This is a genomic window from Halomonas sp. KHS3 (assembly GCF_000830495.1).
In the GTDB taxonomy this organism is placed as follows: domain Bacteria; phylum Pseudomonadota; class Gammaproteobacteria; order Pseudomonadales; family Halomonadaceae; genus Vreelandella; species Vreelandella titanicae.
Genome location: NZ_JWHY01000003.1, coordinates 206,800 through 219,842 on the forward strand (window position 1 = coordinate 206,800; position 13,043 = coordinate 219,842).

Here is a 13,043-nt window from a genome sequence, read left to right on the forward strand (position 1 = left end):
ATCCTATTAAAAATAGTGTGCAGCGCACTTTATTTCATTTCAAAACCGCGCTTGATTAAAAAATCGCGCATATGAGGGCGCAGCTTGTTATCGAACAAAGGCTTGAGATTGCGAGACCAGTCGGTGTCTTTATTACTGCTACTGCGAGCCCGGTAGTAAGCCTGCATGGTCGTATCGAAGGACTCTACCTGTTCGCCGTCTTCAGTGTAGTAGTCTTCTTTCAGAACCGCCTCCACGGGTAAGCGCGGCTTCACTTCAGGCTCTTGATCCGGATAGCCGAGGCACATACCAAACACTGGGTACACGTGCTTGGGGAGGCGTAGCAGGTCGCTAACCTCCTGGGGATTATTGCGGATACCACCAATATAACAGATCCCCAACCCTTCGGACTCAGCCGCCACTGCCACATTTTGCGCCATCAACGCCGTATCCACTGTTGCTACCAACAGTTGCTCGGTCATGCCCCGCACAACGTTTGCACCGGTGCGCTCTGAAGCCTCCGTGGGACGCTTCATATCGGCACAGAAAACTAGAAAGTCTGCACAGGTGGCAATATAACCTTGCCCACCGGCCAGCTCTGCTATCTGCTCACGGTTCGCCTGGTCTTTTACATGGATAACCGTATACGCCTGAACGTGGCTGGAGGTCGCTGCCCCCTGCCCGGCTTGGATAAGCTCCAGCAGCAATTCTTTCGGGATCGGCCGGTCGCTAAATTTACGGATCGAACGGTGGGATTTCAGCAGCTTAATAACGTCGTTCATGGAACCTCGCTTATCTTGATAACGCTTATTTAAAACAGCTAACTAACAGGGTAACAGATTTGTACAACATGACAGGATTGCGGATGGCGTTAACATGGCTATAGCAAATGCATGATCGCGCCCCGTACGCCATATTGATCTATCCATAATTTGCCTAGGGTAATCGGCAGTTTGAATCGCCGCTTTCCCGCCGCACCTGGGTTGAAAAGCAGCATTCCCTCCTGGTATTCATTGCGGGGCTTATGGGAGTGGCCATGCAGAAGTGCATCGCAAGCCAACCTCGGGTCGTAATCCTCTAAGCGGTGCACAAGGCGCAGGTGCTTCTCGTTCACAATGATGTCCTGATGTGTCGGTAAACTCGTCGCCCACGCCGCCGTATCGATATTGCCCTTAACGCAATGCACCGGCGCCAGTGTCTCCAAACGCTGCAAAATCGTTTTATCTGCCTCTTTGCTACCTACATCCCCCAAGTGAAGAATGAGCTCGCACCCCTGCAGCAGACAAAGTGCCTCATCACGCAGCAAACCGTGGGTATCGGCAATCACTCCAACGGGAGAATTAACTCTATAGCAAGGCATAGATGGGCTCATTAACAACCTCTTCCAGCGGCTAAATGGTGTCATTCTAGCTTTTTTTACTAGACCACTATTAAAAGTTGCTTATCAAGGCCGATATCTAAGTTATCAAATAGATAGTGCTGGCGAGTCATTTATTATGATTTTCATTGGCTATCTAATAAGTTAGGCACCAGCAAGCTATACTGATATGGCTATACGTTGATAACTGAATTTTGACGGAATAATAACGACGCCAGGAAGCCGATATGACCCATACCCCTCAAAATGCACCCGGGCAAGAGTGGAATGCCAGCGACTACGCCCAGAATGCTAATTTTGTACCTAAGCTAGGCAGCGAAGTGGTCAAGCTGTTAGCGCCTCAACCCGGCGAACGTATTTTGGATCTTGGCTGCGGCGACGGCTCTTTGACAGAGCGCCTTGTGCAACTGGGCGCTGACGTTCTCGGTGTTGACGCTTCAGAAGAGATGGTAAATGCCGCCCGCCAACGGGGCATTACCGCTCGCGTTGTTGATGGCCACCAACTGCCCTTCGACCATGAGTTTGATGCGGTATTTAGCAATGCGGCGCTGCACTGGATGCTTGACCCTCAGTCGGTACTCGCAGGCGTTAAGCGTGCATTGAAGCCGGGAGGCCGGTTTGTGGCTGAGTTCGGTGGTCATGGCAATGTCGCCGCTATTTGCACCGCGCTGATTGCCGCTCTCCAGTTTCGGGGCATTAGCGCCCGCGGCCGTCATCCGTGGTATTTCCCGACCACCCATGAATATGGCCATCTGCTGGAAACCGTCGGTTTCAAAGTAGAAAGCATTGAGCTGATCCCACGCCCGACTCCGCTGCCCACCGGCATGATTGGATGGCTTGAGACGTTTGCCAGCCCGTTCTTACATGGGCTCGACGAGGATGTGCGCGATGCCGTGCTTGAGAATACCATGACGCTGCTGGGCCACAGCCTACGCGATGAGCAAGGAAACTGGACGGCAGATTATGTGCGTCTGCGTGTTTCTGCTCGCGCGTAAGCGATAGCTGCCTCTGAGGTGTGCTGAGATGTAAAAAAGCTGCCGATGATAAGTGCGCTTGTCACCGGCAGCTTGTAGTTAATTCAGACCTAGAACTCATCCCATTCATCGACGGCCTCTTTTTTACTTTGCGTCGCCTGCTGGCGTGGCGCTGGCTCAATGTGGCCGTCAACTTGTTGCTGCCGAGTAGCGCCCTTATGCGTCAGCGCAACAGCGCTTGCAGCACTCTCATCAATGCGGAAGGTAGCCATCAAGTCGGCCAGCTCGCGGGCCTGCCCCTCTAGAGCGCTAGCCGCCGAGCTGGTTTGTTGCACCAGCGCAGCGTTTTGCTGGGTGACCGAATCCATTTCAGTAAGAGCAGCGTTAATCTGCTCAATGCCACTATTCTGCTCCCGCGTCGCGGTCGAAATTTCGCCCATCAGAGTGGTGACTTGACGAATCGCATCCACTGTTTGGTAAATCGTCTGTCCACTGCGCTCCGCTTGTTCAGCGCCGCCGTTAATTTTCGTGGTGGTCTGCTCGATCAGGCTACGAATCTCTTTGGCCGAGTCAGCACTTCGCGTCGCTAGTGAGCGAACTTCACTGGCCACCACGGCAAAGCCACGACCTTGTTCGCCTGCACGCGCGGCTTCAACCGATGCATTGAGCGCTAAGATATTGGTTTGGAAGGCAATAGAGTCAATCACGCCGATAATATCGTTTACCTGGCTCGCACTGGCCGCAATCTCACGCATGAGTTGCACCGTGCGCTCCACCTCTTCACCACCTGTCTCCGCCGACTGTGACGCCGCCACCGAGAGCTGATCCGCTTCTTCGGCCGTTTCAGCATTTTTACTTACCGTCGTCGACATCTCCTCCATGCTGGAAGCGGTTTGCTGAAGCGCGGAGGCCTGCTGCTCGGTTCGTGAAGAGAGATCCTGGCTTCCTGCAGAGATATCACCCGCCCCGCTGAAAACCTGCTCGCTACTGCCTCTCAACGCTATCACCAGCTGTTTTAACTTCTCCTGCATAGCCGCTAGGCCACCGAACAACTGACCAATTTCATTACGGCCCCGATCTTCAATTTGACCTGTCAGATCGCCATCGGCAATCCGTGCAAAGTGCTCACTGGCACGCCGAAGGGGCCTTACAACGCTACGCATCATTGCCCACCGAATGACCACCACGGCCACCAGTGAAATCACTAAAAGGGTAATCGCAATGACGCCAATAGTCGTCGCCAAGCGATTGACCTGCTGAAGGACGCTAGCGCCACGCTCTTCGGTATAAGCAATAAAACCGCTCATGGCCAGATCCAGCTCGGCGCTTAATACTCCCAGTTCCTCCTGCCTGCGCTGGATTTGGAAAGGGGCAGCCTCGAGCAGTGGCGAAATGCCCTCTGTCACAAAGGCATTGTAAGCGCTGATAATCGCATCACGGTGGGGTGCAAGTGTGCCTTCAGGATTGATTGGCACAGCACGAAACTCATTAAAACGTGCCTCTGCCTCAGCTACCGCCTCTGCAGCCATGGCAAGGCTCTCCTGCCCCTTTTCTGGATTACCCTGAGTGCTAAAACTTGCCGAGCGGTCTAAAAACGTTTGTGCTCTGAGTGCATTGACTTGCGTGCGGTTGGCTAAATTCGTCAGCCGCACGTTGGTAGCCGTCAGTTCTTCAAGCGCCTGAGAGCTATTGTGATTAGCAAAAAAACCAAGACCACTGATCAACCCAATCATAAGCACCAGCAGGGCTAACGCAGCAGTCAGGCTCCATTTAATAGAGAGGTGCTTCATCCCGTTGATCCCTTTTTCGTTTATAAGTCATTTAATTAGGTATCGGCCAGGTTAAAACCAACTGAAGCACTGCAGAGCGAATCTAGACGTTGGTATAATAAATAGCGTGACAGATGTAGCAGCTAGCGGTTAAGACACCATGGCAATTTTGTGTAGGTTGACCTTCTTAGCCACATCCACCTGGAGCCAAGCTCCCGCCATGCACTCTAGGCTAGGCGCCTCGACTATCCCCTGAATACGCGCCCGAGACAGCAGTGTGGCTTTAGTGTTGGCTTTAAGCGTACCGACCATTTTTCCGTCAATATCGACACTGTTGCCTTCAAGATACGATGCGACGTGGCCAGAGGCAGTCACAGAGACAGGATGATTAGGCGCAATAAGAGTCCCCTCCAAACGGCCCTTAATGAGCACAGGCTCATCGGCGATCACTTTGCCTAAAATATGAGTGGCTGACCCAATTCGGCTGCCACCTGGCATGCACTGGATGGCGGGAGACGTCACAGCGGAGGCTTCTTCAGGTGGCGACATTGCTTCAAAGGGGTGTTCTGAGATGGAAGCGGAATCCACTGCAGGCGCTTTGTGTGGTCTCCCTGCGGCGCTTAAAGCGCGCTGTTTTAGCTTACGGCGCTTGCCATCCCATACGATCAGCGTCATTACGCCAACGCCCAGCACAATAAACCATACTTGAATGCCCATACCGCTTCCTGCCGCTTTAGATGTGGTTGCCCCAGCTAACGTTATACTCGCTCTTTTATATTGCGGCGGCGTGAATAAGCCCACTCACTTGGCTTAACTCCAGGCTTTGAGACAGTAACAAGCCGATTAAGGTATTCAATGCTCAATACCACGCACCCCAAAGGCGCTCTGGCGTCATTCACTAGGAGCCACCCTATGTTTAACAAAGCCAAGAATGCCCCACCTGAGAATAAGGCTGCGGCGCTAACGCCACCTGATACACGCTCATCAGCAACACTAGGCACGCCAACCAGCAGTGCACGACCAAGCCTCTCCGTTATTGGGGGTCATACGCAAGTGGAGGGAGACATTAATAGCGATGAGGATTTGACGGTAGAGGGACGCGTAAGCGGCATTATCACATGTAAACAACACACCGTGACGCTAGGTGCCAATGGCTATATCAACGGCGATGTATTTGCTCACACACTGCATATATCAGGCGAGGTAACCGGAAACCTGGTGGCACACCACCGCGCAACCATTCATAAGGGAGCCCAGGTTTCAGGCACTATTGTTGCCCCCTGCCTGGTACTTGAAGATGGCAGCGTTTTCCACGGCAGTATCGATATGAACCCCGACAACGATGTGCTGAAAAGTGCCTTTAGCGACGCTATCGGCAGCATGACTAAAACCTCGCCAAAAGCAACCGTTGAAAAGCATTCAACCACGAGTGCGAACGCCGCAGAGCATGACACCACAGAAGCAAAAGCTAACGATTAAGCCGCTTTCAGCACATCAGAGGCGCTGAGCGCACACTGGGCAAGCGGGATCGCGAGGCACTAGGAAGTGCCGCCATTGGCCGCTTAAACCATCAAAGGTAGAGAGGCCTTGGTGGGCAGAACCTGCGCCACTAAGCAGCTTAAAGGCTTCAACCGCCTGAAAGCAGCCGATCAAGCCCACCAGTGGCGCCATGACGCCACTTTCTGAGCAGCTTAGCGCTTCATCGCCACTTTCGTCGGGCGGATAGAGGCAGGCGTAGCAGGGACACTCGGCATTGCGTGGGTCAAAGACTGCCAACTGACCTGAAAAGCGAATTGCCGCACCCGATACCAGCGGCACACCTGCTTTTTGGGACGCCGCATTCACCGCATAGCGGCTTGAGAAACGGTCGGTACAGTCGAGCACCACATCCGCCGAAGCGACTAACCGCTCAAGCGATTCGCCTTCAACATGTTGGTCTAACGCAACCACTTGGCAGTGGGGATTGAGTGCGCACATGCTGGCCTGGGCAGAGTGCGCTTTATTTAAACCAATACTGGACTGCTGATGGGCAATTTGCCGTTGAAGATTGGAAAGCTCGACATGATCGGCATCGGCAATGGTGATGCGCCCGACCCCAGCAGCAGCTAAATAGAGCGCTGCCGGAGAGCCCAAACCGCCGGCCCCAATAATCACTACATGGGCAGATTGCAGGCGCTCTTGGCCCTCGAAATCCACCTCGGGCAGCATGATCTGACGGCTATAGCGCAGCAGCGCCTGGTCATCCATCATCGGCTTACTTATCCTCAAATTCCTCAAAGGCAGGAATGTGTAAATTGAAGCTCTCTTTGACCTCTTCCATCACCACGTAGCTTTTCGACTCTTTCACGCCCGGTAGCGTTAACACCACATCGCCCAATAGCTGGCGGTAAGCGGCCATTTCGGGAATGCGGCACTTCAAGATGTAGTCGAACTGCCCCGAGACAAGGTGGCACTCCTGAATCTGCGGTAACTTCTCCACAGCACAGCGAAACTCATCAAAGACCGCTGGCGACTGCGTTTCTAAGCTGATCTCGACAAAAACTAATAAATTGGCCTTCAAAGCCCGCGGATCAAGAATGGCTTGGTAACCACGAATAATACCCGCTTTCTCCAAACGCTTAACGCGTTCAAGGCAAGGGGTTGTGGATAAACCCACTTCCGAAGCTAAATCGACGTAAGAAATACGCGCATTTTCCTGCAAGCAGCGCAGGATTTTAAGGTCGATACGGTCCAGCGTTCTATTTTTTGGTTTCATGGCAGGATCCAATACTGATGAATCAGGCAGTTATTAAAGGTGCCCCAGGGTAACCCGTTCATGCCCCCCCAGGTCACGAGCACTTTCAACGTTTTTATAGCCAGCGCGCTCAAGCGCCTCACGCACCATTTCGGCCTGTTTATAGCCGTGCTCTAGCAGCAACCAACCAGAAGCCGCTAGATAGCGCTGCGCGGAGTTTACCAAATGCAGCAAATCCGCCATGCCGCAGGCGTTAGCAACCAGCGCTGAGCGTGGCTCAAAACGCACATCGCCTTCGGCTAGATGAGGATCATCGGCGGCAATATACGGGGGATTACTGACGATAATATCGAACTGCTTATCTGCATCCGCACACGTTTCCAAAGCAGCAAACCAATCACTCTGTAAAAACCTAGCATTGGATATGCCTAACGAGCGCGCGTTACGGGTTGCCAACGCGACCGCCTCAAAGCGCAGATCCACCCCCACTACCTGCCAGTGAGGTTGTTCGCTGGCAAATGCCAGGGCAATGGCACCCGTTCCCGTGCCAAGATCGAGCAGCCGGCCTGAGGGGAGCGTCGCCCGCTTTAGGGCAAGCTCAACCAGGGTTTCAGTATCAGGCCTGGGTATCAACGTATCAGGTGAGGTGGCTAAGCGCAGCCCCCAAAATTCGCGTTCCCCGGTAAGGTAGGCAACCGGAGTGCCCTGGGAACGTGCAGCGATGAGCGCATCGAAACGGGCCTGCTCCCATAAGGAGCATATTTTATCGCCCCAGGTGTAGAGCCAAGTGCGATCACGCCCGAGCACGTGGCATAACAGCACTTCAGCGTCGATACGCGGCGAGCTGGAACCCGCCGCCTGCAAACGTTGGGCAGCCTGTTTCAACAGCGCATCAAGGGTCATTAGACATCCTGAAGGGCTGAGAGCTGTTCCGCTTGATACTCGTGAATCAGCGGGCTAATCACGTCATCCAACTGCTCGCCGCTGACCACTTCATTGAGTTTATAAAGCGTCAAATTAATGCGATGGTCGGTAATCCGCCCCTGAGGGAAATTATAGGTGCGGATACGCTCACTGCGATCCCCCGACCCCACTAGAGAACGGCGTGCATCTGCTTGCGTCTGACGCTGGCTATCGACGGCGTTACGCTTCAACTTCGCGGCCAGTAGCGACATCGCTTTGGCACGGTTTTTATGCTGACTGCGCTCTTCCTGACACTCCACCACCACGCCGGTAGGCAGGTGAGTAATGCGGATCGCAGAGTCCGTGGTGTTAACGTGCTGACCACCGGCGCCGCTGGAGCGGTAGGTATCCACGCGCAGATCCGAAGGATTGATATCGATATCGCCCACGTCATCGACTTCAGGCATCACTGCGACGGTGCAAGCAGAGGTGTGAATGCGGCCCTGGGACTCGGTCGCAGGGACGCGCTGTACGCGGTGGGCGCCGGATTCAAATTTCAGCTGGGCGTAAACACCATCGCCTTTGACGCGGGAAATGATCTCTTTGTAGCCGCCCTGCTCGCCATGACTGGCGCTCACCACCTCGACCCGCCAACCACGTTTTTCAGCGTAGCGGGAGTACATGCGAAACAGGTCACCGGCAAAAATTGCCGCTTCGTCGCCGCCGGTACCAGCACGCACTTCCAGAAACACCCCACGGCCATCATCAGGGTCTTTAGGCACCAGCAGGCGCTTCAGCTCGATATCCAGCTCGGCTAACCGCTCCCGCCCTTCGCTTAGCTCCATCTCCGCCAACTCGCGCATGTCCGCGTCGCTATCGCGGCTAAGCTGCTCGGCTTCGTGCATATTGGTTTCAATATCACGATAGCGCTGCCAGGCCGCCACCAGCTCCTCTAACTCAGCATACTCACGCGAATAATCGCGAAAGCGTTGCTGGTTATTGATCACGTCGGGATCCGACAGCAGCATCGCCAGCTCTTCAAAGCGTTCGGTAAAGCTGTCTAAGCGTTGGCGCAGAGTCTCTTTCATGCGGGCGTATCATCCTTCTGGCGGTTAACCGGGGGCGCTGGTGTAGTCTCAAAAGCAGGCTTAGTGGGCAACAGCAGGCGCGGAGCGGCGTTGAGCAAATCGTGGTGCTCTTCAGACGCAGCATCGCGTATGGCCTGGGTGGGCTGGTGGAGCAAACGGTTAGTCAATTGATGCGCCAAGCGCTCAATGACTTTAGCCGGATCTTCACCTCGTGCCAGCCGCTCCAACGCTTGGTCGCGGGAAAGATCGCGCAGCGCTTCACCATGCTGGCGGTAGTCGCGGATCAGTTCACCACCATTACGAATACGCCGCTCATGCTGCCAACTACCCACCCCGTGTTCGATCAGCGACTCGGCTTGGTCAGCGGCAACCTGGCGGTGACGGCGATTTTCCTGGATGACCTCTTCCAAGTCATCCACGGTGTAAAGAAACACATCCGCTAATTCGCCCACTTCAGGCTCAATATCCCGAGGCACCGCGATATCGACCATAAATACCGGCCGATGGCGACGTTTTTTGAGCGCGCGCTCAACCATGCCTTTACCAAGTATAGGCAGCGGGGACGCGGTGGAAGAGATCACAATATCGGCGTTCTCGAGAGCGTCAGGAATCTCTTGCAGGGTGATCGCCGTTCCTCCCAGAGGGCCGGCGACCAACTCAGCGCGCTCTCGGGTGCGGTTAGCAACCGTAAGCTCTCGGACCCCCGCCTCATTTAGATGGCGCGCAACTAATTCAATAGTTTCACCGGCGCCTATTAGCAACGCCCGAGAACGGCTAAAGTCATCGAAAATGCGGCTGGCCATGCTGACGGCAGCGTAAGCCACTGAAACGGGGTTTTTACCGATGCCGGTTTCGGTGCGCACCTGTTTGGCCACCGCGAAGGTATGCTGGAACAGGCGTTCAAGCTCGCCACCCAAGCCCTTGGATTGGCGCGCCTGCTGATAGGCATCCTTCAACTGCCCCAGAATCTGCGGCTCGCCCAGCACCATGGAATCCAGGCCAACCGCTACGCGCATTAAATGGCGCGCTGCATCGTTGTCTAGATAGTGGTAGGCACAGCGCATCAGCTCATCGACGCGTAAGTTATGAAAGCGTCCGAGCCAATTGAGTACTGCCTGCTCGCCAGCCGCATCCGTGACACAGTAAAGCTCCGTGCGGTTGCAGGTAGAGAGCACCGCCGCTTCACTGATTTGTGGCAGGTTACGCAATTCAGCCAATGCGGTTTCAAGCTGCGTTGGCGTAAAAGCCACCTGCTCACGCACGGCCACGCTGGCGGTACGATGATTTATTCCCAGGGCAAGAAGCGTCATGCGTTATGCGTCTTCGCTAGTGTGTCGGACTTTTTGGCAGCCGTCGTGATGATAAGCGGCTGCACCGTCAATTAGGGCTTGCTAAAACAAGTCTTTAGCGTGGTTCGGCGCTACCTACAAACATCTGTAAGCTGCCTACAATAGTCTTTAATAAGTAGGCATAAAGTTTGCTGACCACTTTTTCAAGGAGGAACATTCTATCACAGCAGGCTATCATCTGGCCCACACCACTTTGCCGCAGGCAGGCAAGCCGCTATGCTGGGCATCTGGCCACTTAATCGAGAGACGCATGCGACCTCGCTTTTCTTTATTGGGCCCTGGTTTAAAGGGCTCTACCTGTTCGGGCTTCTCACTAGTGAGCGCTATGTTCCGGCATTCGATGCGATTACCTTTGGCCGCTTCTGCTGCTCTGCTGCTGAGCGCCTGCCAATCTACGCCCAGCCCTCAGGATAGCCACCTCGGCACCTGGGCCGATGACCCAATGCGCAATGCGCCGCCAATAACCCGCGGGCTGGATGCCGCGGGGCTCAGTACGCTGCTGGGCGCTGAGCTTGCTGGCCAGCGTGGCGACTATCGCTACGCGAGCCAGGGCTACCTGGAAGCGGCTAAGCGCTATCGCGAGCCAGCGCTTGCTGAACGCGCCACCTTCGCGGCCCGCTTTGGCGATGAAGCTTCATTAGTCGAAGCCTCGGCACTTCGCTGGCGAGAGCTTGCCCCCCAGGCAGAAGCACCCAATCGTCTGCTGGCGGCCTTTTCACTGCAGCGTGGTGATTGGCTCGACAGCCTTGAACAGCGCATTGCGATTGCTGAAGCTGGCGGCCATGGCGATATCACCGCCTTTGCAGAGATCGCGGTGGCTGAAGAGGCACCATTAACGTTGATCGCCCAGCAGCTGCGTGAGCATTTAGCCCGCCCAAACACTGACCAACTGCCCCATCACAGCGATGTACTGTTGGGCACGGCACTGATTGAGGCTGCCCTGGGTGATACAACGCTTGCCCAGCGGCGGCTTGATCAAGTCGAGTTGCTCGACCCCGAATCTGCTGCGTTATGGTTGGTGAAAGCTCGCTTGGCACTGGAGGTTGAGGATTACCCGGCCGCTCAACGCGCTGCCCAACAGGGCCTTGAACTCGCCCCTGACGATGTGCGGTTTATCCTGCTACTGGCTCAAGCAGAAATCCGCCTTAACAATATTAGCGCGGCTGAAGTGCAAACCAACGCTCTGCTAGAGAGCCATGCAGGCAATGAAGATCTGCGCTTATCGCTAGCCCAGCTTTATCTGGAAGAGGGGCACCCCGAACCCGCGCAACGCTTGCTGCAGCCGCTGATTGGCCAACCTAACGTGCCAGATTTAGCCTATTACCTACTTGGCGCCATCACCCAAGAGCAAGGCGATATCGATAATGCGCTGCTCTATTATCGCCAAGTCAGCGAGGGCAGTGAATTTTTGCCCGCTCGCGCGGCGGCCGCGCAAATGCTGATTGAGGAAGATCGTCTGCTGGATGCTCGCGCCTTCCTACGCATTGAACGGATGCGCTTTGATAATTACTTTACTGAATTGGTGATGCTCGAAGTCCAGTTGCTGGACGAAATAAATCAACCTGCGGACGCTGATGCGCTATTAGACCGCGAAATTAGCCGTACACCTGATGACGCATCGCTGCTTTATATGCGTGCCATGCGGCGTTGGGAAGCAGGCGACATCGCGGGCATGGAGCAGGATTTGCGTCAGATACTGCGCACCGACCCAGACAATGCCGAAGCGCTCAATGCGCTGGGCTACACACTGGCCGACCTTAACTTGCCAGGGCGCTTGCAAGAGGCGTTTGAGCTGATTGAGCGTGCCTACGAGGCTGATCCGGACAACCCTGCCGTGCTCGATAGCATGGGCTGGGTCTACTTCCGCCTTGGCGAACCTGAAGAAGCGCTGCCCTGGCTTGAAAGCGCCTATATGCAGCTACCTGACCAGGAGGTCGCTGCGCATCTGGCCGAAGTGCTAAATGCACTGGGGCGTGATGAAGAAGCGCGCCAGTTGATCCAGCAAATCATGCAGCGGACGAACCAACACCCACTGATCGACGGGCTACTTGAGCGTTATCCTGAGCTAAGCCCTGAGCTCAGTCCTTAAATAAGTCCTGAACTAACGCCGCCAGAGGCACCCTAACCCTGCGAACCCCATTTTAAGCGCCCCCATCATGTTACCCTTGCGCTATAACCACCTGACATGGAGCCTGTTTATGTTGACACTGACGTCCCCCTCGCCCCGCTGGCCATTGACACGTCACACTTCGCGCCTCTGGCTTGCCGGCTTCGCGCTTCTCTTGCTCGCCGGCTGTGCCTCCCAGGCTCCCATGGATGAAAGTGGCCGCCAGGCAGGTCAGTGGGAACGCCAGCAGGCCGATGTAGAAGCATTCGATACCTGGACGCTGGTCGGCAAGGCAGGATTGCGCACCCCAGAAGAGAACGTCAGCGCCAACCTGGACTGGAATCAAACCCCCTACTATTTCCGTATGCTGATCAGCGGGCCCTTTGGCGGCGGACGCAACGTGCTTGAGGGGCGCGAGGGACGTTTCTCCCTCTCCAATAGCGACGGCCGCTTTGAGGCAGAAACCCCAGAAGCGCTTATGGAAGAGCAGTTGGGCTGGTCACTCCCCGTCACCGCTATGCCCAACTGGGTGCGCGGCCTGCCCGGTGATCCTGATAATGACAATACCGGCAGTTATCAGCTAGAAACCGACGAACTGGGCTTTCCTAGCCATCTTACCCAAGACGGCTGGGAAATCGACTACCGCGACTGGGAGAAAGTCGACGATTTATGGCTGCCACGGCGCATGGTCATGCACTACGATGATGTGCGTATTACGCTGGTCGTCAACCAGTGGCAAGCTAGCGAAGAGTAAAGGTAACC

General features: G+C 55.1%; 13 protein-coding genes. 4 read left to right on the top strand and 9 right to left on the bottom strand.

The window, feature by feature from the left end; genetic code table 11:
- Positions 1 to 29: 29 nt before the first annotated feature.
- Both nfsA and RO22_RS09820 read right to left on the bottom strand, forming a co-directional pair.
- Positions 30 to 761, bottom strand: a complete 732-nt coding sequence (nfsA, locus tag RO22_RS09815; protein ID WP_027960062.1) for an oxygen-insensitive NADPH nitroreductase — start codon at positions 759 to 761, stop codon at positions 30 to 32.
- A 98-nt stretch (positions 762 to 859) separates the two neighbouring features.
- Entirely contained in the window at positions 860 to 1,339 is a 480-nt protein-coding gene (locus tag RO22_RS09820) for a metallophosphoesterase family protein (RefSeq protein ID WP_027960061.1), read from the bottom strand.
- Between the two features lie 245 nt (positions 1,340 to 1,584).
- Here RO22_RS09820 and RO22_RS09825 point away from each other — a divergent pair, with 245 nt between their 5' ends.
- The gene (locus RO22_RS09825; protein WP_022522572.1) at positions 1,585 to 2,352 is read left to right on the top strand and encodes a class I SAM-dependent methyltransferase; all 768 of its coding nucleotides are present in this window, start codon (positions 1,585 to 1,587) and stop codon (positions 2,350 to 2,352) included.
- An 89-nt stretch (positions 2,353 to 2,441) separates the two neighbouring features.
- Here the strand turns inward: RO22_RS09825 and RO22_RS09830 are convergent, their stop codons facing one another.
- On the bottom strand, positions 2,442 to 4,121 hold the full coding sequence (locus tag RO22_RS09830; protein WP_027960060.1) for a methyl-accepting chemotaxis protein: 1,680 nt from the start codon (positions 4,119 to 4,121) through the stop codon (positions 2,442 to 2,444).
- 129 nt (positions 4,122 to 4,250) lie between these two features.
- Positions 4,251 to 4,817: a polymer-forming cytoskeletal protein gene (locus tag RO22_RS09835; RefSeq protein ID WP_152419273.1), complete on the bottom strand. Its 567-nt coding sequence runs from the start codon at positions 4,815 to 4,817 to the stop codon at positions 4,251 to 4,253.
- Between the two features lie 195 nt (positions 4,818 to 5,012).
- Between RO22_RS09835 and RO22_RS09840 the strand changes: the two genes are divergently transcribed.
- Positions 5,013 to 5,579, top strand: a complete 567-nt coding sequence (locus tag RO22_RS09840; RefSeq protein ID WP_035538778.1) for a polymer-forming cytoskeletal protein — start codon at positions 5,013 to 5,015, stop codon at positions 5,577 to 5,579.
- A gap of 15 nt (positions 5,580 to 5,594) precedes the next feature.
- On the opposite strand, the gene RO22_RS09845 is transcribed toward RO22_RS09840, so the two are convergent.
- Genes RO22_RS09845 through hemA form a run of 5 tightly spaced genes read right to left on the bottom strand, consistent with a single transcriptional unit; the run spans position 5,595 to position 10,135 of the window.
- Positions 5,595 to 6,350, bottom strand: a complete 756-nt coding sequence (locus RO22_RS09845; RefSeq protein ID WP_027960057.1) for a HesA/MoeB/ThiF family protein — start codon at positions 6,348 to 6,350, stop codon at positions 5,595 to 5,597.
- A gap of 4 nt (positions 6,351 to 6,354) precedes the next feature.
- Entirely contained in the window at positions 6,355 to 6,855 is a 501-nt protein-coding gene (locus tag RO22_RS09850) for a winged helix-turn-helix transcriptional regulator (protein ID WP_041158245.1), read from the bottom strand.
- 33 nt (positions 6,856 to 6,888) lie between these two features.
- The gene (prmC, locus tag RO22_RS09855) at positions 6,889 to 7,737 is read right to left on the bottom strand and encodes a peptide chain release factor N(5)-glutamine methyltransferase (protein ID WP_027960056.1); all 849 of its coding nucleotides are present in this window, start codon (positions 7,735 to 7,737) and stop codon (positions 6,889 to 6,891) included.
- Positions 7,737 to 8,825: a peptide chain release factor 1 gene (gene prfA / locus RO22_RS09860; protein ID WP_009287574.1), complete on the bottom strand. Its 1,089-nt coding sequence runs from the start codon at positions 8,823 to 8,825 to the stop codon at positions 7,737 to 7,739. Before prfA ends, prmC begins: the two co-directional genes overlap by 1 nt.
- Complete coding sequence (hemA, locus tag RO22_RS09865) at positions 8,822 to 10,135, bottom strand: glutamyl-tRNA reductase (protein ID WP_009287573.1); 1,314 nt, start codon at positions 10,133 to 10,135, stop codon at positions 8,822 to 8,824. Before hemA ends, prfA begins: the two co-directional genes overlap by 4 nt.
- Positions 10,136 to 10,424: 289 nt before the next feature.
- Between hemA and RO22_RS09870 the strand changes: the two genes are divergently transcribed.
- Together RO22_RS09870 and lolB are read left to right on the top strand one after the other, a co-directional pair.
- Positions 10,425 to 12,263 carry a tetratricopeptide repeat protein gene (locus tag RO22_RS09870; RefSeq protein WP_081742647.1) on the top strand — a complete coding sequence of 613 codons (1,839 nt, stop codon included), beginning with the start codon at positions 10,425 to 10,427 and terminating at the stop codon, positions 12,261 to 12,263.
- A 109-nt stretch (positions 12,264 to 12,372) separates the two neighbouring features.
- Positions 12,373 to 13,035: a lipoprotein insertase outer membrane protein LolB gene (lolB, locus tag RO22_RS09875; protein ID WP_022522563.1), complete on the top strand. Its 663-nt coding sequence runs from the start codon at positions 12,373 to 12,375 to the stop codon at positions 13,033 to 13,035.
- Positions 13,036 to 13,043 lie beyond the last annotated feature (8 nt).

What these genes read in the sequence shown, in the direction of transcription:
- nfsA (WP_027960062.1), bottom strand. Translation starts at nt 761, where the DNA reads ATGAACGACGTTATTAAGCTGCTGAAATCCCACCGTTCGATCCGTAAA.
- RO22_RS09870 (WP_081742647.1), top strand. Translation starts at nt 10,425, where the DNA reads ATGCGACCTCGCTTTTCTTTATTGGGCCCTGGTTTAAAGGGCTCTACC.
- lolB (WP_022522563.1), top strand. Translation starts at nt 12,373, where the DNA reads ATGTTGACACTGACGTCCCCCTCGCCCCGCTGGCCATTGACACGTCAC.
- RO22_RS09835 (WP_152419273.1), bottom strand. Translation starts at nt 4,817, where the DNA reads ATGGGCATTCAAGTATGGTTTATTGTGCTGGGCGTTGGCGTAATGACG.
- RO22_RS09820 (WP_027960061.1), bottom strand. Translation starts at nt 1,339, where the DNA reads ATGCCTTGCTATAGAGTTAATTCTCCCGTTGGAGTGATTGCCGATACC.
- hemA (WP_009287573.1), bottom strand. Translation starts at nt 10,135, where the DNA reads ATGACGCTTCTTGCCCTGGGAATAAATCATCGTACCGCCAGCGTGGCC.
- RO22_RS09845 (WP_027960057.1), bottom strand. Translation starts at nt 6,350, where the DNA reads ATGATGGATGACCAGGCGCTGCTGCGCTATAGCCGTCAGATCATGCTG.
- RO22_RS09825 (WP_022522572.1), top strand. Translation starts at nt 1,585, where the DNA reads ATGACCCATACCCCTCAAAATGCACCCGGGCAAGAGTGGAATGCCAGC.
- RO22_RS09840 (WP_035538778.1), top strand. Translation starts at nt 5,013, where the DNA reads ATGTTTAACAAAGCCAAGAATGCCCCACCTGAGAATAAGGCTGCGGCG.
- prmC (WP_027960056.1), bottom strand. Translation starts at nt 7,737, where the DNA reads ATGACCCTTGATGCGCTGTTGAAACAGGCTGCCCAACGTTTGCAGGCG.
- RO22_RS09850 (WP_041158245.1), bottom strand. Translation starts at nt 6,855, where the DNA reads ATGAAACCAAAAAATAGAACGCTGGACCGTATCGACCTTAAAATCCTG.
- RO22_RS09830 (WP_027960060.1), bottom strand. Translation starts at nt 4,121, where the DNA reads ATGAAGCACCTCTCTATTAAATGGAGCCTGACTGCTGCGTTAGCCCTG.
- prfA (WP_009287574.1), bottom strand. Translation starts at nt 8,825, where the DNA reads ATGAAAGAGACTCTGCGCCAACGCTTAGACAGCTTTACCGAACGCTTT.